This window comes from Pseudomonas sp. NPDC090233, from assembly GCF_044772285.1.
Lineage (GTDB): Bacteria > Pseudomonadota > Gammaproteobacteria > Pseudomonadales > Pseudomonadaceae > Aquipseudomonas.
On sequence record NZ_JBIVYQ010000007.1, the window covers coordinates 241,247 to 264,609 of the forward strand.

Sequence of the window (23,363 nt, forward strand, 5' to 3'; positions counted from 1 at the left end):
CAGAAGGATAGTTTGTTCGGTTGGATTCGCGGCAGGCAGCTGGCTGCCTGCCGCTGGAGGTCAGATGCGGAAGCTGCCGACCAGGTGCTTGAGGCGGCTGGCCTGCTGCTCAAGGTCCGAGCACGCGCGCAGGGTGGCCTGCAGGTTCTCGACCCCTTCCTGGTTGAGCATGTTGATCTCGTTGATGTCCATGTTGATCGAGTCGACCACGGCCGTCTGCTCTTCGGTGGCGGTGGCTACCGACTGGTTCATGCCGTCGATCTCGCCGATGCGCACGGTGACGCTGTCCAGGCGCTCGCCGGCCTGGTTGGCGATGGCCATGCTGTCCTGGCTGTGGCGCTGGCTCTGGCCCATGGTATCGACGGACTCGCGTGCGCCGACCTGCAGCTCCTCGATCATGGTCTGCACCTGCTGCGCCGATTCCTGGGTGCGGTGCGCCAGGTTGCGAACCTCGTCGGCCACCACCGCGAAACCACGCCCGGCTTCACCGGCCCGGGCCGCTTCGATCGCGGCGTTGAGCGCCAGCAGGTTGGTCTGCTGGGAGATGCTGGTGATCACTTCGAGGATCTGGCCGATGTTCACGGTCTTGCTGTTGAGCGTCTCGATGTGCGCGCTAGAAGTGACGATCAGGTCCGACAGGCGGTTCATCGCATCGATGTTGCGCGCCACCACCTGTTGCCCTTCTTCAGCCAACAGGCGCGCGGAGCTGGCATGCTGCGAGGCCTGGGCGGCATTGCCGGCGATTTCCTGGGCAGCGGCGCCCAGTTCGTTGATGGCGGCGGCTACGCTGTTGGTGCGATTTGATTGCTCGTCGGAATTGGTCATCGACGAATTGGAGGCGCTGATCACCCGCAGGGCGACTTCGTTGACCTGCTCGGTGGCCGAGGACACTTCGCGGATCGACCCGTGGATACGTTCGACGAAGCGGTTGAACGCGGTGCCGAGGATGCCGAATTCGTCATGGTTGTGAATCTTCAGGCGCTTGGTCAGGTCGCCTTCGCCTTCGGCGATGTCTTCCATCGCGCGGGTCATGGTCAACAGCGGTTGCATCAGCACGCGGATCAACAGGCCGAGCAGGCCGATGATAATCACCACCGCGACCACCGTGGCGATCACCGCCGAGGTGCGGAAGGTGCTGAGCATGGCGAAGGCTTTGTCTTTGTCCACCGACAGGCCGATGTACCAGTTGGCCGATGGCAGGCCCTTGATCGGGGTGAAGGTCAGGAGGCGGGTCTGGCCGTCGGCCTGAATTTCAGTCAGTTCACCGGACAATTTCGGTGTGTGCTGCGGGAACAGATCCGACAGCGATTTCATCACCAGCGCCTGGTCCGGGTGCACCAGGATCTTGCCCTGGTCGTTGACCAGGAAGGCATAGCCCATGCCGCCGAAATTCAGCGAGTTGATGATCTGCACCAGGCCGTCCAGGGCCAGGTCGCCGCCGACCACGCCGACGCTTCCGGAGACCTTGCTGAGGATGCCGATGACCATCTTGTTGGTGGTCATGTCGATGTAGGGCTCGGTAAGGATGGCGCCCTGGGCATTCATGCCGTCCTTGTACCAGGGGCGGGTGCGCGGGTCGTAGCCCTCGGGCATCGGCGAGTCGGGGCGCACGCTGAAGCCGCCGTCGACCTTGCCCAGGTAGACGGTCAGAAAGCTCGAGATCAGCGCGTTCTGGCCCATCAGCGTTTCAGCATTGGCAGGTTGCTGGGCAATGTTCTGTGCCAGGTTTTCAACCAGCTTGATACGGCCTTCGAAGAGGTTGCGAATGTTGGTGGAAGTGGACGCACTCATTTCCGCCAGATAATTCTCCAGGTTTTCGCGGATGGCATTACGCTGAAGATAATCGTTGTAGAGCGTGAACAGGCTGAAAGCGAGTATCACGATCAATGAGGCGGCGAAAAGAATCTTGTGGCTGAAACGAAGGCTTTTGTTCATGGCGTAATCGGTTCCGCTAAGGTTTTTATCGGGCGTTCGCACAAGTACCGCTATAAAACAGTGCAACATCCCGAAAATCCTTTCAGGGGTGTTCTGTCTTTAAAGGCGAATATCATCCCGACGTATCGGCCGACGGGTGGCCAAGCTTGAGTAGAGGATTGAAAAGATGCCGGAATCTTCGACCATAGTTGTAGGCGCTGGCCCGGATGGCCAGCCAGTCCATCAAGCCATGCGCCTGGCCAATCGCCACGGGTTAGTGGCCGGTGCCACCGGTACTGGTAAGACCGTGACCTTGCAGCACTTGGCAGAGGTGTTCAGTGATGCTGGCGTGGCTGTGTTCGCGGCTGATGTCAAAGGCGACCTGTGCGGTGTCGGGGCCGCAGGCGCGCCGCAGGGCAAGGTGGCCGAGCGAATCGCTGGCATGCCTTGGCTGGGCTATCAGGCCCAGGCTTATCCGCTGAGCCTGTGGGATATCGCCGGGCAATCTGGCCATCCGCTACGCACCACGCTTAGCGAAATGGGGCCGTTGTTGCTCGGCAACCTGCTGGAACTGACCGACAGCCAGCAGGCAGCGCTGTATGCCGCGTTCAAGGTGGCCGACCGGGATGGCTTGCTGCTGCTTGACCTCAAGGACCTCAAGGCGCTGCTCGCGCACTTGAAAGACAACCCGCAACTGCTGGGCGAAGACAGCGCACTGATGACCACCGCCTCGACCCAGGCCTTGCTGCGCCGTCTGGCAACACTGGAGCAGCAGGGCGCTGAGGCGCTGTTCGGTGAACCGGCCCTGCAACTGGAAGACCTGTTGCGGCCCGACGGTGATGGCCGCGGGCGCATTCATTTGCTCGATGCCAGCCGCCTGGTGCACGAGGCGCCAAAGGTATACGCCACCTTCCTGTTGTGGTTGCTGGCCGAGCTGTTCGAGCAACTGCCGGAACGCGGCGATGCTGACAAGCCAGTGTTGGCGCTGTTTTTCGATGAGGCGCATCTGCTGTTCAACGGCACGCCCAAGGCTCTTCAGGACCGCCTGGAGCAGGTGGTGCGGTTGATTCGTTCCAAAGGCGTGGGAGTATTTTTCGTCACCCAATCTCCGGGTGACCTGCCGGATACCGTGCTGGCCCAGTTGGGGCTGCGCATCCAGCATGGTTTGCGCGCGTTCACCGCCAAGGAGCAGAAGTCGCTGAGGGCCGTGGCGGATGGTTTTCGGCCAAATCCTGCATTCGACACCTTGGCGGTGTTGACCGAGCTGGGTATTGGTGAGGCGCTGGTAGGCACCCTGGAAGAGAAGGGCACACCGGCGATGGTCCAGCGGGTGCTGATTGCGCCGCCACAGTCGCGCATTGGGCCGTTGAGCGCGGCCGAGCGCAGTGCGTTGATTGCCGGGTCGCCGTTGGCGGGGCGCTATGACAAGCCGATTGACCGCGAGTCGGCTTATGAAATGCTGACCCAGCGCAAGGGCGAGCCGGTAGAGCCGGCGCCGGTGCCGAAGGCGGATGAAGAGAGCCTGGCCGACAAGGCTGGGGATTTTCTGCAGAGTGCGGCGGGGCAGGCGATCAAGTCTGCGGTGCGCCAGGCGGCCAACCAGTTGGGGCGGCAGCTGATGCGCGGGTTGATGGGGTCATTGCTTGGAGGCAAGAAGCGCTAGCGCTTCTTGCCCATGAAAAAGGCGCCTCGAAGGCGCCTTTTTCATGTCAGCAGCAGGGCTCAGCCAATCGCTTTGGACGCCAGCCAGAACAGGCCGGCCGACAGGCCCACCGTTGCAGGCAGAGTCAGTACCCAGGCCAGCAGGATGGTCTTCACCGTGCCGCCTTGCAGGCCGCTCTTGTTGGCGACCATGGTGCCGGCCACGCCGGACGACAGCACGTGGGTAGTCGACACCGGCAGGGCGAAGACGTTGGCCAGACCGATGGCGCAGGCTGCGGTGATCTGTGCCGACATGCCCTGGGCATAGGTCATGCCCTGCTTGCCGATCTTCTCGCCAACGGTCAGTACCACGCGCTTCCAGCCGACCATGGTGCCCAGGCCGAGGGCCAGGGCGACGGCTACGATCACCCAGAACGGGGCGTATTCGGTGGTGGCGGTGAGGTCTTTGCGCAGCTTGTCCAGGTCGGCCTTTTCACGGGCCTCCAGGCCTGGCAGCTTGCCGACTTTCTTAGCGGTGTCATCCAGGCACAGCAGGTAGCGGCGGACTTCCACGCGCTTCTCGGCATCCAGGGCACGGTAATCGGTCACACCTTGCAGCGAGGACTGCAGCGCGGCGATGGTCGGCTCGGTCTGTTGCGGATTGCAGCTGAACTGCTCCGGCAGGTCGCTGGCCTGTGCCTTGCCCAGCGCCAGGAACTCACCCAGGGTAGCGGCGTTGCGCTGATAGAACTGGCTCAGGTGAGTGGTCGCGTCGCGGGTGCGTTCGATCTGGTAGGTGGTGCTGTTCAGGTCGAGCACGAACTTGGCCGGGACGATACCGATCAGCACCAGCATGATCAGGCCGATGCCCTTCTGGCCATCGTTGGAGCCGTGCACGAAGCTCACGCCCATCGCCGAAATCACCAGTACCAGGCGGTTCCAGAACGGTGGGTGCTTCTTGTCGTCGAGCTTGCGACGCTGCTCTGGCGTCTTGTGCATCTTCGACAGCGGGCGCCACCACTTCAGGCCGAGCAGCAGCAGTGCGGCGACAGCGAAACCGGCCATTGGCGAGACCACCAGCGACATGGCGATGTCGATCGCCTTCTGCCAGTTGACGCCGTCACCCAGTGGGATGTCGTTGATCATGGCGTTGGCCAGGCCCACACCGAGGATCGAGCCGATCAGGGTGTGCGAGCTGGAAGCCGGGATGCCGAAGTACCAGGTGCCCAGGTTCCAGGCGATGGCCGCGGCCAGCAGCGAGAAGACCATGGCCAGGCCATGCCCGGTGTTCACATTGATCAGCAGTTCGACCGGCAGCAGGTGCACGATGGCGTAGGCCACCCCGACACCACCGAGCAGTACGCCGAGGAAGTTGAACACCCCGGAGAAGAACACGGCCAGGTGTGGTGGCATGGCTTTGGTATAGATGACGGTGGCTACCGCGTTGGCGGTGTCATGAAAGCCATTGATGAACTCGAATGCGAGCACGAAGGTCAGGGCGAGCAGCAGGCTCACCAATACCCAGGCATCCAGTCCGCTGAATAAATCGATCATGAAGGTTGTCTGGCGGTCATTTGGGGGGCGGGATTATGCCAGAAAACCTTTGCAATCGATGCACCCGTAGCTGACCGATGGCACCTTTGTGATCTGCCTCAAAGCTTTGCTGGCGACGGAATAAACCGGTAAAAGTTCCGTAAAAAGCTACAAAAATAGCCTAAGTCCGCCAAATGTCTGAAAACGGCAAGGCGAGACAGCAGTTCAAACGGGTGTATGAAATTTGTGTAATTCCTTTTCATCCTCGGCTGTTCGGCAAGGATAAGCCGCATCGGGGGACGTTGGCCCCACGACGCGATGGCAGATGCAAGCGGATGGGCAAGGCTGCTCAGGGCTCTTCGCTGCGCAGTTCTTTTTCCATCTTTTCCAGTTCCTGGCTGAACACTTGATCCTGAACCGTGGCACGTTTGCGCCAGGGTTTGCGTTCCGGTTCCGGTTGCGCCGCGTAAGTGGTGACTTCACCACCGTAAACTTCCTTGTAACGTTCAGCCTGGCGCTCGAGTTCCGCGCGCAGTTCATCTTTCGTCACAGTAGTACCTGAATGTAGAAGGCTGGTGTTGCGTGCACGGGGTAGTTGCCCATGCACAGGATGTGCTGGTCGTCGTATAAGGGTCAGGCGGGTGTTAACTGCCGGAGTATCGATCCGGGCCAGCAGAATCGATTATAGCAATGGTAAAAACGGCAAACAGACTTATTTACTCAACCCTGACATCAGTTGTCAAAGTTTGCGGGTTGCGCCTGCCTGTGCAAAGTTTGAACAGGCACTTATCGCAAAGTTCGCTGCTGTTGCGCCTGCCAGCGAGGCAAATAAAACGGCCCCGCACAAGGCGAGGCCGTTGCCTGGGGACTTCTACGGTGGGTACCTGACCAGTCTCTCCAAAGAAGCCACATGTGGCAGGAGAAAGGTATAAGCAAACGTGTCAGCGGTCAATTGCGATTATCGGCCGTTTGTTCGATAATCGCACGAAGCAGCGTTTTTTTTGAGGTGAGCGATGAGCGACGAAACTCCGGTCAACGAATCTGCCAGCCCTGACTCGGCACGCCCGACGACACCGGCCATGGCACCGCCCATCGTGGCGTCACCAGCCAAGCGTATTCAGGCATTCACGGGCGATCCGGATTTCATGACCTCGCTGGCCCGAGGCCTTGCCGTCATCCAGGCCTTCCAGGAGCGCAAGCGCCACCTGACCATCGCGCAGATCAGCCACCGTACCGAAATCCCCCGTGCGGCCGTGCGTCGATGCCTGCATACGCTGATCAAATTGGGCTATGCCACCACTGACGGGCGCACCTATTCGCTGTTGCCCAAGGTGCTGACCCTGGGCCATGCCTACCTGTCATCGACGCCGCTGGCGGTATCAGCCCAGCCTTATCTGGATCGCATCAGCGATCAATTGCACGAGGCCGCCAACATGGCCACCCTCGAAGGCGACGACATTCTTTATATAGCCCGTTCCGCCACGGTCGAGCGGCTGATCTCGGTCGACCTCTCGGTCGGTGGGCGGTTGCCGGCCTATTGCACGTCGATGGGGCGTATCCTCTTGGCGGCGATGGACGACACCAGTTTGCGCGAGTACCTCGACCGCGCCGACCTCAAGGCGCGGACCAGCCGAACCCTGCACGACCCCGAGTCGCTGTTCGCCTGTATCCAACAGGTACGCGCGCAAGGCTGGTGCGTGGTCGATCAGGAGCTGGAGCAGGGGCTGCGCTCGATTGCCGTGCCGATATATGACGCTTCGGGGCAGGTGCTGGCGGCGCTGAACGTCAGCACCCATGTCGGACGGGTCAGCCGTAGCGAGCTGGAGCAGCGTTTCCTGCCGATCCTGCTGGCTTCGAGCCGTGATCTTTGCCACCAGCTGTTTGGCTGAGTGCCCTTTGCACCCATATCGAACACTCCCTCCGTTTCTTGTGCGATAAACGCACATTGTCGCTCCGGGCGAATTGCGCCCCCTTCATTCGCTGATTAATGTCTCTCGCAACGGTCGGCTTAGCCGACCGAACAAGAACAATTAACCGGCGCATTCCTCGATCCACAACCCTGTACTGGTTGCCCAGTGCAGCGGCCCGATTGTGCGCACTTCTGGATAACAACAATGAACAAGCCTCAATCAGTCGGGAACTGCCTCGACGTCCAGTCGTTCATCAATGACCAACCACTGTCGCGCTATCAATGGCGAGTGGTGATTCTGTGTTTCCTGATTGTTTTCCTCGATGGCTTGGACACTGCCGCCATGGGTTTCATCGCCCCGGCGTTGTCGCAGGAGTGGGGGATCGACCGCGCAAGCCTCGGCCCGGTGATGAGCGCTGCATTGATCGGTATGGTCTTCGGCGCACTGGGATCAGGGCCATTGGCTGACCGCTTTGGCCGCAAGGGCGTGCTGGTCGGCGCGGTACTCGTGTTTGGCGGTTTCAGCCTCGCTTCGGCCTATGCCAGCAACGTCGACCAGTTGCTGGTGCTGCGTTTCCTGACCGGCCTGGGCCTGGGCGCCGGCATGCCAAACGCTACTACGCTGCTCTCCGAATACACCCCCGAGCGCCTCAAGTCGCTGCTGGTCACCAGCATGTTCTGCGGCTTCAACTTAGGTATGGCCGGTGGCGGTTTCATCTCCGCCAAGATGATCCCGGCCTATGGCTGGCACAGCCTGCTTGTGGTCGGTGGGGTGCTGCCGCTGCTGTTGGCGGTGGTGCTGATGGTCTGGTTGCCGGAGTCGGCGCGCTTCCTGGTAGTACGCAATCGCGGTACCGACAAGGTGCGCAAGACCCTGGCGCCGATCGCCCCGGCGGTGGTGGCGCAAGCGGCCAGTTTCAGCGTGCCGGAACAGAAAGCCGTGGCTGCGCGCAACGTGTTCGCGGTGATTTTCTCCGGCACCTACGGCCTGGGCACGATGCTGCTGTGGCTGACCTACTTCATGGGCCTGGTGATCGTCTACTTGCTGACCAGCTGGTTGCCGACGCTGATGCGTGACAGCGGTGCGAGCATGGAGCAGGCGGCCTTCATCGGTGCGTTGTTCCAGTTCGGTGGCGTGCTCAGCGCCGTGGCGGTGGGCTGGGCCATGGACCGCTACAACCCGCACAAGGTCATCGGCATCTTTTACCTGCTGGCGGGCGTGTTTGCCTACGCAGTCGGCCAAAGCTTGGGCAACATCACTGTGCTTGCCACGTTGGTGCTGGTCGCCGGCATGTGCGTGAACGGCGCGCAATCGGCCATGCCGTCGCTGGCGGCGCGTTTCTACCCGACCCAGGCGCGCGCCACCGGCGTGTCCTGGATGCTGGGCATTGGTCGCTTCGGCGCGATCCTCGGTGCCTGGAGTGGCGCGACGCTGCTGGGCCTGGGCTGGAACTTCGAGCAGGTGCTGACGGCGTTGCTGGTGCCGGCGGCTTTGGCGACCGTGGGTGTCATCGTGAAAGGCTTGGTAAGCCACGCGGACGCGACCTAGTAGGAGCGGCTTCAGCCGCGAACACCGGCGGAGCCGGTGCCATCCACCGTGTCGCTTGCTTCGCGGCTAAAGCCGCTCCCACGGGGGCTGCAGTGGATTTTAGAGAGAGGGAGTTGGGCAACAAATAGTTCGATAATCGCACGAATAGTCGATTATCGGATTGTCAGCGACCCACCCGGCTCCTTAATCTGAGCTCAACGTAGCACCCTGACCAGGAGTCTCCAAATGGCTGCAATTCTCCCGCTTCACGAAGCCGTGAAGCAGTTCATCCAGGACGGCGATACCGTCGCCCTCGAAGGCTTCACCCACCTGATCCCGACCGCCGCCGGCCACGAGATCATCCGTCAGGGCAAGCGTGACCTGACCCTGGTGCGCATGACCCCGGACCTGATCTACGACCAGCTGATCGGTGCCGGCTGCGCCAGCAAGTTGATCTTCTCCTGGGGCGGCAACCCCGGTGTCGGCTCGCTGCACCGCCTGCGAGATGCTGTCGAGAAGCAGTGGCCGCATGCGATCGAAATCGAAGAACACAGCCACGCCGACCTGGCCAATGCCTACGTCGCCGGTGCCTCTGGTTTGCCGTTTGCAGTACTGCGTGCCTACGCCGGGTCCGATCTGCCGAAGGTCAACCCGCTGATCAAGAGCGTCACCTGCCCGTTCACCGGTGAAGTGCTCGCAGCGGTGCCGTCGGTACGTCCGGATGTGACCGTGATCCACGCGCAGAAGGCCGACCGCAAGGGCAATGTGCTGCTGTGGGGCATCCTCGGCGTGCAGAAAGAAGCCGCCCTGGCCGCCAAGCGCTGCATCGTCACCGTCGAGGAAATCGTCGATGACCTGCAGGCGCCGATGAACGCCTGCGTACTGCCGACCTGGGCGCTCAGCGCGGTCTGCCTGGTGCCTGGTGGCGCACACCCGTCCTACGCCCACGGTTACTACGAGCGTGACAACCGTTTCTACCAGGCCTGGGACCCGATCGCGCGCAATCGTGAGTCGTTCACCGCCTGGATCGACACCTACATCCGTGGCACCGCCGACTTCAACGAATTCAAAGCCAAGCTGGCCAGCACTGCGGAGGCTGCACAATGAGCTACTCCACTTCTGAAATGATGACTGTTGCCGCCGCCCGTCGCCTGCGCAATGGGGCAGTCTGCTTCGTCGGCATCGGCCTGCCGTCCAAGGCCGCCAACCTGGCGCGCCTGACTTCGTCGCCAGACGTGGTGCTGATCTACGAATCCGGCCCGATCGGCGCCAAGCCGAGCGTGCTGCCGCTGTCGATCGGTGACGGCGAGCTGGCCGAAACCGCCGACACTGTGGTGCCAACCGGCGAGATTTTCCGCTACTGGCTGCAAGGTGGCCGTATCGACGTCGGCTTCCTCGGTGCGGCCCAGGTCGACCGCTTCGGCAACATCAACACCACCGTGGTCGGTGATTATCACGCCCCGAAAACTCGCCTGCCGGGTGCCGGTGGCGCGCCGGAAATCGCAGGCTCTGCCAAGCAGGTACTGATCATCCTCAAGCAGTCGCCGCGTGCCTTCGTCGACAAGCTCGATTTCATCACCTCGGTCGGCCACGGTGAAGGCGGCGATTCGCGTAAACGCCTGGGCCTGCCAGGCGAAGGCCCGGTCGGCATCATCACCGACCTGTGCATCATGGAGCCGGAAGCCGGCACCCACGAATTCGTGGTCACCGCCATCCACCCGGGCGTGACCCGCGAGCAGATCACCGCCGCCACCGGCTGGGCGATCCGTTTCGCCGACGATGTGCAGACCACCGCCGAACCCACCGAGGTCGAACTGGGTGCACTGCGTGACCTCGAAGCCCGCACCGCCGCGGCCCATGGCCAGGTGGCAGGAGAAGCCTGATGCGCGACGTATTCATCTGTGACGCTATTCGCACGCCGATCGGCCGCTTCGGCGGCGCCCTGGCCGGCGTGCGTGCCGACGACCTGGCAGCGGTCCCGCTCAAGGCGCTGATCGAACGAAACCCGGGCGTGCAGTGGGATCAGCTCGACGAAGTGTTCTTCGGCTGCGCCAACCAGGCCGGTGAGGACAACCGCAACGTTGCGCGCATGGCGCTGTTGCTGGCCGGCCTGCCGGAGAGTGTCCCAGGCGTGACCCTCAACCGCTTGTGCGCTTCGGGCATGGACGCCATCGGCACGGCATTCCGTGCCATCGCCAGCGGCGAGATGGAGTTGGCCATTGCCGGCGGCGTCGAGTCGATGTCGCGTGCGCCGTTCGTCATGGGCAAGGCTGAAAGTGGCTATTCGCGCAACATGAAGCTTGAGGACACGACCATCGGCTGGCGCTTCATCAACCCGCTGATGAAGAGCCAGTACGGCGTGGACTCCATGCCCGAAACCGCTGACAACGTGGCCGACGATTACCAGGTTTCGCGTGCCGACCAGGACGCCTTCGCCCTGCGCAGCCAGCAGAAGGCTGCCGCCGCCCAGGCTGCCGGCTTCTTTGCCGAAGAAATCGTGCCAGTGCGTATCGCCCACAAGAAGGGGGAAACCATCGTCGAGCGGGACGAGCACCTGCGCCCGGAAACGACCCTGGAAGCGCTGACCAGACTCAAACCGGTCAATGGCCCGGACAAGACCGTCACCGCCGGCAACGCTTCGGGCGTGAACGACGGTGCTGCGGCACTGATCCTCGCCTCGGCGGATGCGGTGAAGAAGCACGGCCTGACCCCGCGCGCCCGTGTATTGGGCATGGCCAGCGGTGGCGTTGCCCCCCGCGTGATGGGCATCGGCCCGGTGCCGGCAGTGCGCAAGCTGACCGAGCGCCTGGGTGTGGCGGTGAGCGATTTCGACGTGATCGAGCTCAATGAAGCGTTTGCCAGCCAAGGCCTGGCGGTGCTGCGTGAGTTAGGTGTGGCCGATGATGCACCGCAGGTAAACCCCAATGGCGGTGCGATTGCCCTGGGGCATCCGCTGGGTATGAGTGGGGCGCGGTTGGTGTTGACTGCGCTTCACCAGCTGGAAAAGAGCGGTGGGCGTAAGGGACTGGCGACCATGTGTGTTGGGGTTGGCCAGGGCTTGGCGCTGGCAATCGAGCGCGTTTGATCAGTACCGGCCTCTTCGCGGGGCCGGCCCTGTAAGACACAAGGCTAATGGGCGGCCCTAAAGCGGAACGAGTGTGTTACTAGGTATGTCTAGACTTACCTAGCACCCTCCAGGAGTAAAACCATCATGACCTCAGCCTATTACACCGGCGAAGAGCGCAGTAAGCGCATCTTCGCCATCGTCGGTGCCTCCTCAGGCAACCTGGTGGAATGGTTCGACTTCTACGTCTACGCCTTCTGCGCGATCTACTTCGCCCCGGCCTTTTTCCCCTCCGACGACCCGACCGTGCAGTTGCTCAATACCGCCGGCGTGTTCGCGGCGGGCTTTTTGATGCGCCCCATCGGTGGCTGGATCTTCGGCCGCCTGGCCGACCGTCATGGTCGCAAGAATTCCCTGATGATCTCGGTGCTGATGATGTGCTTCGGCTCCTTGATGATCGCCTGCCTGCCCACCTATGCCAGCATCGGCACCTGGGCGCCGGCGCTGCTGTTGCTGGCGCGCCTGATCCAGGGCCTGTCGGTGGGTGGCGAGTACGGCACCACCGCCACCTACATGAGTGAAGTGGCGCTGCGCGGCCAGCGTGGTTTCTTTGCCTCGTTTCAGTACGTGACGCTGATCGGCGGCCAGTTGCTGGCGGTGCTGGTGGTGGTGATCCTGCAACAACTGCTGACTGAAGAGGAACTGCGCGCCTGGGGCTGGCGCATTCCGTTCGTGGTCGGCGCCATCGCCGCGTTGATCTCGCTGATGCTGCGCCGCTCGCTGCACGAAACCAGCAGCGCCGAAACCCGTAATGACAAGGATGCGGGCTCGGTCAAAGGCCTGTTCCGCAACCACGCCGCAGCCTTCATCACCGTGCTCGGCTACACCGCCGGCGGTTCGTTGATCTTCTACACCTTCACCACCTACATGCAGAAGTACCTGGTCAACACCGCTGGCATGACCGCGAAGCACGCCAGCTACGTGATGACCGGCGCGCTGTTCCTGTTCATGGTGCTGCAGCCGTTCTTCGGCATGCTCTCCGACCGCATTGGCCGGCGTAATTCGATGCTGCTGTTCGGTGCCTTGGGTACGCTGTTCACTGTGCCGCTGCTGATGGCGCTGAAAACCGTGACCAGCCCGTTCATGGCCTTCGTGCTGATTACCCTGGCCCTGTGCATCGTCAGTTTCTACACCTCGATCAGTGGCCTGGTGAAAGCCGAAATGTTCCCGCCGCAGGTACGTGCGCTGGGTGTCGGCCTGGCCTATGCAGTGGCGAATGCAATGTTCGGCGGCTCGGCCGAATACGTGGCCCTGGGCTTGAAAACCCTGGGCATGGAGAACACCTTCTACTGGTACGTGACAGCGATGATGGCCATTGCCTTCCTGTTCAGCCTGCGCCTGCCGAAACAGGCAGCGTACCTGCACCATGATGATTAAGGACGTTGCATGACCAACCAGCTGTTCGACGCCTATTTCACCGCCCCGGCCATGCGCGAGATCTTCTCCGACCGCGGTCGCCTGCAGGGCATGCTTGATTTCGAAGCAGCTCTGGCGCGGGCCGAAGCTGCGGCGGGGTTGGTGCCGCATAGCGCCGTGGCCGCCATCGAGGCCGGCTGCCAGGCTGAGCGCTATGACGTTCGCGCGCTGGCCGATGCCATCGCCACCGCTGGTAATTCGGCGATCCCGCTGGTCAAGGCATTGGGCAAAGTGATCGCCAGCGGTGTGCCCGAGGCGGAGCGGTATGTACACCTCGGCGCCACCAGCCAGGATGCGATGGACACCGGTCTGGTGCTGCAGTTGCGCGATGCGCTGGGCCTGATCGAGGCGGATCTTGCCAAACTGGCCGATACCTTGTCGCGCCAGGCCCTGCAGCATGCCGACACGCCGCTGGTGGGGCGGACCTGGCTGCAGCATGCAACGCCCGTGACCCTGGGCATGAAGTTGGCCGGTGTGCTCGGGGCTCTGACCCGTCACCGCCAGCGCCTGCAGGAGCTGCGCCCGCGTTTGCTGGTGCTGCAGTTCGGGGGTGCCTCGGGCAGCCTTGCGGCCCTTGGCAGCAAGGCGCTGCCGGTCGCCGAAGGTTTGGCCGAACAGCTCAAATTGACCTTGCCTGAACAACCGTGGCACACCCAGCGTGACCGCCTGGTGGAATTCGCCTCGGTGCTGGGCCTGATCGCTGGTAGCCTGGGCAAATTCGGCCGCGACGTCAGCCTGCTGATGCAGACCGAAGCGGGCGAAGTGTTCGAACCCTCCGCGCCGGGCAAGGGCGGCTCGTCGACCATGCCGCACAAGCGCAACCCGGTGGGCGCGGCGGTGCTGATCGGTGCCGCCACCCGCGTACCCGGCCTGGTGTCGACGCTTTACAGTGCAATGCTCCAGGAGCACGAGCGCAGCCTCGGCCTGTGGCATGCCGAGTGGGAAACATTGCCGGATATCTGCTGCCTGGTTTCGGGTGCCCTGCGCCAAGCCCAGGTGATCGCCGAGGGCATGGAGGTGGATGCCGAGCGCATGCGCCGCAACCTCGACCTGACCCAGGGCCTGGTGTTGGCCGAAGCGGTGAGCATCGTCCTGGCCCAGCGCCTGGGCCGCGACCGCGCCCATCACCTGCTGGAGCAATGCTGCCAGCGCGCCGTGGCCGAACAGCGCCACTTGCGCGCCGTGCTGGGCGACGAACCCCAGGTGACCGCCGAGCTGACCGAGGCCGAACTCGATCGGCTGCTCGACCCTGCCCATTACCTCGGCCAGGCCCTCGTCTGGGTGGCGCGCGCCGTGGCTGAACATCAACGTTTCACTGCCTGAAGGAGACCGCTGTGGCGCATGTGCAACTGGCCGATGGCGTACTGAATTACCAACTCGACGGCCCGGAAGATGCCCCGGTGCTGGTGCTGTCCAACTCGCTGGGTACCGATCTTGGCATGTGGGACAGCCAGATTCCGCTGTGGAGTGAGCACTTCCGAGTGCTGCGCTATGACACCCGTGGCCACGGCGCTTCGCTGGTTACCGACGGTCCCTATAGCATCGAACAGCTGGGCCAGGATGTACTGGCACTGCTCGATGCCCTGGACATCCAGCACGCCCATTTCGTCGGCCTGTCCATGGGCGGCCTGATCGGCCAGTGGCTGGGCATCCATGCGGGTACTCGCTTGCATAGCCTGACGTTGTGCAACACCGCAGCGAAAATCGCCAACGATGAGGTATGGAACACCCGCATCGACACCGTGCTCAAGGGTGGCCAGCAAGCCATGGCCGACCTGCGCGATGCCTCCATCGCCCGCTGGTTCACCCCCGCGTTTGCCGAGGCGCAACCCGAGCAGGCGCAGCGCATCTGCCAGATGCTCGCGCAGACGTCCCCCGAAGGCTATGCCGGTAACTGCGCGGCCGTGCGCGATGCCGATTTCCGTGAGCAACTGGGCCGTATCCAGGTGCCTACGCTGGTCGTGGCCGGCACTGAGGACGTGGTGACCACGCCGGAACATGGCCGCTTCATGCAGGCCAACATCATCGGTGCCACTTACGCCGAGTTCCCGGCGGCGCACCTGTCCAACGTCGAAATCGGCGAGGCATTCAGCCGCCGCGTGCTCGACTTCCTGCTGGCTCGCTGAGGACCACGCCATGGATGAGAAACAACGTTACGAAGCCGGCATGCAAGTACGCCGCGCAGTGCTTGGCGATGCCCACGTGGACCGCAGCCTGGAGAAGCTCAACGACTTCAACGGCGAGTTCCAGAACATGATCACTCGCCATGCCTGGGGTGATATCTGGACCCGCCCGGGCCTGCCACGCCACACCCGCAGCCTGATCACCATCGCCATGTTGATCGGCATGAACCGCAACGACGAGCTCAAGCTGCACCTGCGCGCTGCGGCCAACAACGGCGTGACCCGTGACGAGATCAAAGAAGTGCTGATGCAAAGCGCTATCTACTGCGGCATTCCGGCGGCCAATGCCACCTTCCACCTGGCGGAGTCGGTGTGGGATGAATTGGGTGTGGAGTCGCGGGATTAACTACCGCGAATCGCCACCGGCCCGGCATTGGCTTCCACGGCCTGTTTCAGTGCCGGGCACAGGCCCAACATGAAGGCCGCTTCGGCCACTACGAACAGAGGCCCGATGATCAGCCCGCTGACATCATCGACGAACGCCGGCTTGCGGCCCTCGTAATGATGCCCGACGAATTGAATGATCCAGCCCACCACGAACGCCCCTATTCCGACGCTTAGCCACAGCGAAGTGCTTTGCACCGCCAACACCTGTCCCACCCACAGGCACAGCCCCAGCAGCACACCCATCACCAGCCCGAAGCGCAGGTCCAGGCGCAGGTAGAACCACACCGAGGCCGCTGCGGCCAGCAGGGCAGGGGACAGCCAGATGCCCGCCAGGTCCCAGCCGGGTCGCGACAGCAGGATGGCCACCGCCGCCACGATCAGCGGGATGCCGATGAAGTGTGTGCCTATATTGCGCGGGTCGCGGTGGTAGTTGGCGTACTGGCTCAGGTGTTCGACGAGGTTTTTCATTGTTGTTCCTCCTTGGCTGACCTCCCCCAATAATGCTGAGGATAGCCGGAAGTCACAGCATCATCAGTTCAGCGAATGGCAGCACTGCGCAGCGGCGCATCAAGCCCCACCAGCGTCTCGATCATCGCCCGCGCCGCCGGTGACAGGCGGTAGCCGCTGCGGCTGACCACGCCACAGCGCACGCTCAGCACTTCCAGTGCAGGTGGCAGATTGCGCCAGTGCAGGCGTACCAGGCGCCCGGCAGCCAGGTCATCGGCCACCGCCTCCTCGCTGGCGGTGCCTATTGCGTCGGTAGACTGCACAACGCTGCGCAGTATGGCGAGGTGCTCGGTCTGCAGGTGCGGGGTGAAGTCGCTACGTCCGCTCAGGTTGGCCAAGCGCTTGCGCACGCCGGGGGCGAGTAGGGCGCTGGCGAGGGGGTAGGCGAACAGGTCGTTGGTCGACAGGCTGTCCTTGGCCAGCAACGGATGGCCGGGGCGGCAAAAGAACAGACCGGGGCGTGGGCTGAGCGGTTCGGTGTGGAAGTTCGGGTCGGCTTCGAACGGGCGGATGTCATCGACGAAGAACTCGATCTGTTCGCGGCGCAGGGCCTGGCCCAGGCGTTCGGCGTTGTCGACCAGCAGCGCGGTGCGGATCCCAGTGTGGCTAGCAATGAAGTGGCGCAAGGCTTCCGGGACCAGGCGCACGGCCAGGGCGGGGCCGCTGCCGAAATGCAGTTCGCCGGCATCGAGCTTGGTCATCTGCAGCACTTCGTTGCTCAGTTGCGCGGCGCCTTGGACCAGGCGCCTGGCGTGTTGCAGTACTACCAGACCTTCGGGGGTTGGCGGCAGGGCTTTGCTGGCGCGGTCGACCAAGGCACAGCCGAAGGCCTGCTCCAGGCCCTGGATGGCGCGGCTGAATGCGGGTTGGGTGATACCCATGGCCTCGGCGGCGCGGACGAAGCTGCGGTACTCGGTGAGGGCGATGAAGTAGCGCAGTTGGCGAAGGTCCATGTCAGGCTCTGCAGCGGAAACAGGGCTCGATTTAATCGGCTGATTTATATGTCGTCAAAGAAGGTTTATTGATTTGTTTATTTCTTTTGGTTATTTGCTGGGGCGTATGGCCTCATCGCGGCTAAAGCCGCTCCTACGGGTCATGCACAGGTGTTGAAGTGGTGAGGAACCTGTAGGAGCGGCTTCAGCCGCGATGAGGCCAGCACATTCAAAGCAGATTCAACGGATAGCTCACAATCAACCGATTCTCATCGAACGAATTGGTGCTGAAGTCACGGCGCATGGTCGAGTTACGCCACTTCACCGACAAATCCTTGAACGACCCGGATTGCACCACATAGGCCAGCTCCGTCTCGCGCGCCCATTCCTTGCCATCGGTCACGCCGCCTGCCGTGACATTGTCACCCTTGATATAGCGGTTCATCAGGGTCAATCCCGGTATGCCGACAGTGACGAAATTGAAGTCATGACGCACCTGCCAGGAGCGCTCCTTGGCATTGTCGAAACTTGAGTTGTAGCTGTCGTTGGCCAGGGTGCCGCCACTGGTGCCGTTGACTCGCAACCAGGCATCGTCGCCGCTGACCTTCTGCAGGCCGACATAGAAAGTACTACCCTTGTAACGCGCCGAGAGCATCGCCGAGGCCGTGCGGTTGTCGAGTTCGCCTGCCCGTTCAGCGCCATCCTCCTTGCCGATGAAGTAGCCGAGGTTGGCGCCCAGGGTCCATTCGCCGAGCGGCTGGCTGTGTACCAGGTTGAGGTACTGCTGGCGGTAGATATCCTTGAGCTGGGCATCCCACAGGCCGATCATCGTGCGCTTGTCGTTGAAGGTGTACTCACCGCCGCCGAAGTTGAAGCGGTCGGAGGTGAAGGCCGCGCGGCCGTTCAACGACATGTCTTCCATGCTGGCGTCGTTGCGCGGGCTGTTGCCGCGGAACTGGCCGGCGTACAGGGTCAGGCCGTCGATTTCCTTAGAAGTCAGCTGGCCGCCGCGGAAGGTTTGCGGCAGCGAGCGGCCATCGTCCGAGCGCAGGATTGGCAGCACCGGCATCCACTCGCCGACTTTCAGTTCGGTTTGCGACAGCTTGGCTTTCAGCGCCACGCCCAGGCGGCCGAAATCGTCGGCAGGGCGGCCATCGTCGTGCACCGGCAGCAGGTGGGTATTGGTGGTGCCTTTACCGCCATCGAGCTTGACCGAGTACAGGCCCAGCACGTCCACGCCGAACCCCACCGTGCCCTGGGTGAAGCCGGAACGGGCATCGAGGATGAAGCTTTGCGTCCATTCTTCGCCCTTGGCTTGCGAGTGGGCCGGGTCGACGAAATTGCGGTTGATGTAGAAGTTGCGCAGGTTGAGGCTGGCCTTGGCGTCCTCCATGAACCCGCCTTCGGCGGCGAACGCGGGGAGCGCGCAGGACATGGCCAACAGGCCGGGCAGCAGCTGGCGTGCGGGGTGCGAAGTGCTCATCTGTCGTGGATCTCTTGTTTTTATTGGCGAGCCGATGGGGCGTTGCTGGAGGCGATGGTGCGGGGAAGGGAAGGGGCGAGGCAATTCGCCGCAGGCGGAAGCGGGCGATAATCGAACGGAATGTTCCAGCTGGTTAGTTGTTCATCGGTGCACCAACAAAAAGCCCACCGCGAGGGTGGGCTTGGTGCTGCTACAGAAGCATTCAGCTCTTCGGTGCTTCCACCGAAGCCTGCTGATTGGCCTGCCCGGTCTGCTCGTACCAACCACCGCCGAGCGCCTTGTACAGATTGACCTCGCTGGTCAGCTGCGACAGGCGATCGGTGATCAGCGACTGCTGCGCACTGAACAGGTTGCGCTGGGCATCGAGGAAGGTCAGGTTGCTGTCGATGCCGATGCGGTAACGGCGTTCGGCCAGGCGGTAGTAGTCCTGGTTCGCCTGCACCAGGTCGCGTTGCGCCTGCAGCTGCTCTTCGAAGGTCTTGCGCGCCGCGAGGCCATCGGAGACTTCCTGGAAGGCGGTCTGGATGGTCTTTTCGTACTTGGCGACGTTGATGTCCTTCTGGATCTTCGAGTAGTCCAGGCTGGCCTTCAAGCTGCCGGCGTTGAAGATCGGCAGGTTGATCTGCGGCTGGAACAGCCAGGTGCCCGAACCTCCCTTGAACAGCCCGTCCATGTCCGGGCTCAGGGTCCCGGCGTTGGCGGTCAGGCTGATGCTTGGGAAGAACGCTGCGCGCGCCGCACCGATGTTGGCATTGGCGGCCTTGAGCAGGTGCTCGGCTTCCTGAATGTCCGGGCGGCGGGTCAGCAGGTCGGATGGCAGGCCAGCAGGCACCTCGGCCAGCTGGTCGGCATCGAGCTTCAGCGCTGCCGGCAGGTTGGCCGGTACGCCGGTGCCGAGCAGCACGGCCAGGCTGTTGACGTCCTGGGCGACCAGGCGCTGGTACTGCGAGTACTTGACCCGGGCGCCTTCCACGGCGGTGCGCGCCTGGCTCAGGTCGAGTGCCGAGGCTACACCCACTTCGTTGCTGCGGCGGGTCAGGTTGTAGCTTTCCTCGTACGTCTTGAGGGTGTCTTCGGTCAATTTGAACAGCGCCTGGTCGGCCTGCCAGGTGTAGTAGGCGTTGGCCACGCTGGCCACCAGGGCGATCTGCGTGGAGCGGCGCGCCTGCTCGCTGGACAGGTAGGTCTCCAGAGCCTGGTCGGTCAGGCTGCGCACGCGGCCGAACAGGTCCAGCTCATAGGCGCTGACACCCAGGGTGGCCGAGTACTGGCTGGTGATGCTGGATTCGCCAGTGGTCGACAGGTTCGCCGGAAGGCGCTGGCGGCTGCCGCTGCCGGTGGCCGAAACCGCCGGGAACAGGTCGGCACGCTGGATGCGGTACTGGGCGCGGTAGGCGTCCAGGTTCAGCGCCGCGACACGCAGGTCGCGGTTGTTCACCAGCGCGGTCTGGATCAGCTGCTGCAGCGCCGGGTCATGGAAGAACTGGCGCCAGCCCTGTTCGGCGGCGGCGACGTCTGCCGACTGGGTCGGCGAGTACGCAGGGCCTTGCGGCCACTGCTGGGCCACCGGCGCTTCCGGGGTCTGGTAGTCAGGAATCAGCGAGCAGCCGCCAAGAATGAAAGCGGTTACCGCCAGGGACAACAAAGACTTGGTCATTGCCCAGCCTCATAACGTGGAGTTTCAGGGGTGACGTCCTTTTCCGGCTCTTTGCTGCCGAACAGCGACGACACTGCGACGAAGAATAGCGGTACCCAGAAGATTGCCAGAATGGTCGCACTGATCATGCCGCCGATCACGCCGGTGCCGATGGCGTGCTGGCTGCCCGCACCGGCGCCGCTGGCGATGGTCAACGGTACCACGCCGAGAATGAACGCCAGCGAGGTCATGATGATCGGGCGCAGACGCATGCGGCACGCTTCGATTGCGGCGTCGTACAGGCTCTTGCCCTGCTCGTGCAGTTCCTTGGCGAATTCGACGATCAGGATCGCGTTCTTCGCCGCCAGGCCGATGGTGGTCAACAGGCCGACCAGGAAGTACACGTCGTTGGACAAGCCGCGCATGCTGGTGGCAATCAGCGCACCGATGATACCCAGCGGTACCACGAGCACGACGGCAATCGGGATCGACCAGCTTTCATACAGGGCTGCCAGGCAGAGGAACACGAACAGTACCGAGAGGGCGAAAAGTGCCGGCATCTGCGAGCCAGAGAGTTTTTCCTCGTAGGACATGCCGGTCCAGGAGAAGCCGATACCGTCCGGCAATTCGCCTGCGATGCGTTCCACCTCGGCCATGGCTTCACCGGTACTGTAGCCAGGGGCTGGCGCACCGAGAATTTCCATTGCCTCGACACCGTTGTAACGGGACAGCTTGGGCGAACCGTAGGTCCACTCGCCTTTGGCGAAGGAGGAGAACGGCACCATCTCGCCTGCACCGTTGCGCACGTACCACTTCTGCAGGTCTTCAGGGCTCATCCGGGCGTCTGATTCACCCTGGATGTACACCTTCTTGACCCGGCCACGGTCGATGAAGTCGTTGACGTAGCTGGCACCCAAGGCAATCGACAGGGTGTTGTTGATGTCGGCGATGGTCACACCCAGGGCGCTGGCACGTTCGTCATCGATGGTCAGCTGGTACTGCGGCTCATCGTTCAGGCCGTTCGGGCGCACGGCGCTGAGCACCTTGCTTTGCGCGGCCTTGGCGAGGAATTCGTTACGTGCCTCCATGAGCTTGGCATGGCCGACACCGCCACGGTCCTGCAGGAACACGTCGAAGCCGGTGGCGTTACCCAGCTCGAGCACCGCAGGCGGGGCGAAGGCGAATACCATCGCATCGCGGAAGGTGAAGAAGTGCTGCTGGGCGCGCTGCGCCAGGGCGAACACGCTGTTCTCCTTGGAACGCTCACCCCACGGTTTGAGCATGATGAACGCCATACCGGAGCTCTGGCCGCGGCCGGCGAAGTTGAAGCCGTTGACGGTGAACACCGAAGCTACCGTGTCGCCTTCTTCCTCCAGCAGATATGAGCGCATCTGGTCGACCACCACCTGGGTACGCTCGGCACTGGAACCAGCCGGTGTCTGTACCTGGGCGAACAGTACGCCCTGGTCTTCCTCTGGCAGGAACGCCGTTGGAATACGGGTGAACAGCCAGATCATGCCGACCACGATCAGCGCGTAAGCGAGCAGGAACGGAATCTTGTTGCGCAGGATGGCACCGACGCTGCGCTCGTAGCCATTCACGCTGCGATCGAAGTTACGGTTGAACCAGCCGAAGAAACCGCCCTTGGCCACGTGATGCTCGCCCTTCTTCAGCGGCTTGAGCATGGTGGCGCACAGCGCCGGGGTGAAGATCAGTGCCACCAGCACCGACAGGCCCATGGCCGAGACGATGGTGATGGAGAACTGCCGGTAGATCACACCTGTCGAGCCGCCGAAGAAGGCCATTGGCAGCAGTACCGCCGACAGCACCAGGGCGATACCCACCAGGGCGCCCTGAATCTGCTCCATCGAACGCTTGGTCGCCTCCTTGGGCGGCAAGCCTTCTTCGGACATGACCCGTTCGACGTTCTCCACCACGACGATGGCGTCGTCCACCAGCAAACCGATGGCCAGCACCATGGCGAACATGGTCAGGGTGTTGATGCTGAAGCCCGCTGCGGCAAGGATGCCGAAGGTACCCAGCAACACCACCGGTACGGTCATGGTGGTGATGATGGTGGCGCGGAAGTTCTGCAGGAACAGGTACATCACCAGGAACACCAGGACCACGGCTTCGATCAGGGTGTGGATTACCCCGCTGATCGATTCGGTGACCACCGGCGTGGTGTCATACGGGAATACCGCTTTCACCCCAGGCGGGAAGAACGGTTCCAGGTCCTTGATGGTCTGGCGCAGGGCCTTGGCGGTGTCCAGGGCGTTGGCACCGGTCGCCAGCTTGACTGCCAGGCCCGAGGCCGGCTTGCCGTTGAACTGGGCGCTGATTGCATAGTTTTCACCACCGAGGCCGACCTGGGCGACATCACCCAGGCGCACCTGTGAACCATCCTTGTTGACCTTGAGCAGGATCTTCTCGAACTGCTCGGCGGTCTGCAGGCGGGTCTTGCCGATGATGGTGGCGTTGAGCTGGGTACCCGGCAGGGCAGGCAGGCCGCCGAGCTGGCCGGACGACACCTGCACGTTCTGCGCGGCGACCGCGGTCTTGACGTCGACCGGGGTCAGCTGGAACTTGTTCAGCTTGGCCGGATCCAGCCAGATACGCATGGCGTACTGGGCACCGAACACCTGGAAGTCACCTACACCCGCGGTACGCGAGATCGGGTCCTGCATGTTGGAGACGATGTAGTTGGCCAAGTCATCCTTGGTCATGCTGCCGTCTTCGGACACCAGGCCGATCACCAGCAGGAAGTTTTTCACTGCCTTGGTGACACGGATACCTTGCTGCTGCACTTCCTGCGGCAGCAACGGGGTCGCCAGGTTCAGCTTGTTCTGAACCTGAACCTGGGCCGTGTCGGAGTTGGTGCCCTGCTCGAAGGTGGCGGTGATGGTCATGCTGCCGTCGGAGTTACTCTCCGAAGACACATAACGCAGGTTGTCGATACCGTTGAGCTGCTGCTCGATGACCTGCACCACGGTGTCCTGCACGGTCTGCGCCGAGGCGCCCGGGTAGGTCACGGCGATGGCGATGGCCGGCGGTGCGATGCTTGGGTACTGGTTGATCGGCAGCTTCAGGATCGACAAGGCGCCGACCAGCATGATCACCAAGGCGATCACCCAGGCGAAGATCGGGCGATCGATAAAGAACTTCGACAT

18 protein-coding genes and 1 pseudogene are annotated in these 23,363 nt (G+C 62.7%); 10 read left to right on the plus strand and 9 right to left on the minus strand.

Annotated features, from left to right (window positions below; genetic code table 11):
• Positions 1-60 precede the first annotated feature (60 nt).
• Both ACIQUF_RS20895 and ACIQUF_RS20900 read right to left on the minus strand, forming a co-directional pair.
• Entirely contained in the window at positions 61-825 is a 765-nt protein-coding gene (locus ACIQUF_RS20895; protein WP_400800589.1) for a methyl-accepting chemotaxis protein, read from the minus strand.
• Positions 826-918: 93 nt separating this feature from the next.
• Positions 919-2,004 (minus strand): annotated as a pseudogene (locus tag ACIQUF_RS20900) (cache domain-containing protein); the annotation flags it as partial.
• Between the two features lie 97 nt (positions 2,005-2,101).
• Here ACIQUF_RS20900 and ACIQUF_RS20905 point away from each other — a divergent pair.
• The gene (locus ACIQUF_RS20905) at positions 2,102-3,577 is read left to right on the plus strand and encodes a helicase HerA-like domain-containing protein (RefSeq protein WP_403134962.1); all 1,476 of its coding nucleotides are present in this window, start codon (positions 2,102-2,104) and stop codon (positions 3,575-3,577) included.
• A gap of 59 nt (positions 3,578-3,636) precedes the next feature.
• Here the strand turns inward: ACIQUF_RS20905 and ACIQUF_RS20910 are convergent, their stop codons facing one another.
• Both ACIQUF_RS20910 and ACIQUF_RS20915 read right to left on the minus strand, forming a co-directional pair.
• Complete coding sequence (locus ACIQUF_RS20910; protein WP_403134963.1) at positions 3,637-5,109, minus strand: inorganic phosphate transporter; 1,473 nt, start codon at positions 5,107-5,109, stop codon at positions 3,637-3,639.
• Positions 5,110-5,437: 328 nt separating this feature from the next.
• Complete coding sequence (locus tag ACIQUF_RS20915) at positions 5,438-5,638, minus strand: hypothetical protein (RefSeq protein ID WP_400800167.1); 201 nt, start codon at positions 5,636-5,638, stop codon at positions 5,438-5,440.
• Positions 5,639-6,101: 463 nt separating this feature from the next.
• On the opposite strand from ACIQUF_RS20915, the gene pcaR reads away from it, so the two are divergent.
• The 9 genes from pcaR (at position 6,102) to pcaC (ending at position 15,594) form a co-directional block, all read left to right on the plus strand.
• On the plus strand, positions 6,102-6,977 hold the full coding sequence (gene pcaR, locus ACIQUF_RS20920; protein ID WP_403134966.1) for a pca regulon transcriptional regulator PcaR: 876 nt from the start codon (positions 6,102-6,104) through the stop codon (positions 6,975-6,977).
• Positions 6,978-7,202: 225 nt separating this feature from the next.
• On the plus strand, positions 7,203-8,546 hold the full coding sequence (locus tag ACIQUF_RS20925) for an MFS transporter (RefSeq protein WP_403134968.1): 1,344 nt from the start codon (positions 7,203-7,205) through the stop codon (positions 8,544-8,546).
• 225 nt (positions 8,547-8,771) lie between these two features.
• On the plus strand, positions 8,772-9,632 hold the full coding sequence (locus ACIQUF_RS20930) for a CoA transferase subunit A (RefSeq protein ID WP_403134970.1): 861 nt from the start codon (positions 8,772-8,774) through the stop codon (positions 9,630-9,632).
• Complete coding sequence (locus ACIQUF_RS20935; RefSeq protein ID WP_400800178.1) at positions 9,629-10,408, plus strand: CoA-transferase subunit beta; 780 nt, start codon at positions 9,629-9,631, stop codon at positions 10,406-10,408. Before ACIQUF_RS20930 ends, ACIQUF_RS20935 begins: the two co-directional genes overlap by 4 nt.
• Positions 10,405-11,610, plus strand: coding sequence for a 3-oxoadipyl-CoA thiolase (gene pcaF, locus ACIQUF_RS20940; protein WP_403135329.1), 1,206 nt, complete (start codon positions 10,405-10,407; stop codon positions 11,608-11,610). The genes ACIQUF_RS20935 and pcaF overlap by 4 nt, the downstream gene beginning before the upstream one ends.
• A 126-nt stretch (positions 11,611-11,736) precedes the next feature.
• Positions 11,737-13,026, plus strand: coding sequence for an MFS family transporter (locus tag ACIQUF_RS20945; RefSeq protein WP_403134974.1), 1,290 nt, complete (start codon positions 11,737-11,739; stop codon positions 13,024-13,026).
• 9 nt (positions 13,027-13,035) lie between these two features.
• Complete coding sequence (locus tag ACIQUF_RS20950; RefSeq protein WP_403134977.1) at positions 13,036-14,388, plus strand: 3-carboxy-cis,cis-muconate cycloisomerase; 1,353 nt, start codon at positions 13,036-13,038, stop codon at positions 14,386-14,388.
• Between the two features lie 11 nt (positions 14,389-14,399).
• A complete protein-coding gene (pcaD, locus tag ACIQUF_RS20955; protein ID WP_403134979.1) occupies positions 14,400-15,191 on the plus strand; it encodes a 3-oxoadipate enol-lactonase in 792 nt (263 codons plus the stop codon).
• A 10-nt stretch (positions 15,192-15,201) separates the two neighbouring features.
• Complete coding sequence (gene pcaC, locus ACIQUF_RS20960) at positions 15,202-15,594, plus strand: 4-carboxymuconolactone decarboxylase (protein ID WP_403134981.1); 393 nt, start codon at positions 15,202-15,204, stop codon at positions 15,592-15,594.
• Here the strand turns inward: pcaC and ACIQUF_RS20965 are convergent.
• The 5 genes from ACIQUF_RS20965 to ttgB form a co-directional block, all read right to left on the minus strand.
• Positions 15,591-16,103, minus strand: a complete 513-nt coding sequence (locus tag ACIQUF_RS20965) for a DUF962 domain-containing protein (protein ID WP_403134982.1) — start codon at positions 16,101-16,103, stop codon at positions 15,591-15,593. The genes pcaC and ACIQUF_RS20965 overlap by 4 nt on opposite strands.
• Before the next feature lie 68 nt (positions 16,104-16,171).
• A complete protein-coding gene (locus ACIQUF_RS20970; protein ID WP_403134984.1) occupies positions 16,172-17,095 on the minus strand; it encodes a LysR family transcriptional regulator in 924 nt (307 codons plus the stop codon).
• 208 nt (positions 17,096-17,303) lie between these two features.
• The gene (locus ACIQUF_RS20975) at positions 17,304-18,557 is read right to left on the minus strand and encodes an OprD family porin (RefSeq protein WP_403134986.1); all 1,254 of its coding nucleotides are present in this window, start codon (positions 18,555-18,557) and stop codon (positions 17,304-17,306) included.
• Positions 18,558-18,759: 202 nt separating this feature from the next.
• Positions 18,760-20,214 carry an AdeC/AdeK/OprM family multidrug efflux complex outer membrane factor gene (locus ACIQUF_RS20980; protein WP_403134988.1) on the minus strand — a complete coding sequence of 485 codons (1,455 nt, stop codon included), beginning with the start codon at positions 20,212-20,214 and terminating at the stop codon, positions 18,760-18,762.
• On the minus strand, positions 20,211-23,363 hold the full coding sequence (ttgB, locus tag ACIQUF_RS20985) for a multidrug efflux RND transporter permease subunit TtgB (RefSeq protein ID WP_403134990.1): 3,153 nt from the start codon (positions 23,361-23,363) through the stop codon (positions 20,211-20,213). The genes ACIQUF_RS20980 and ttgB overlap by 4 nt, the downstream gene beginning before the upstream one ends.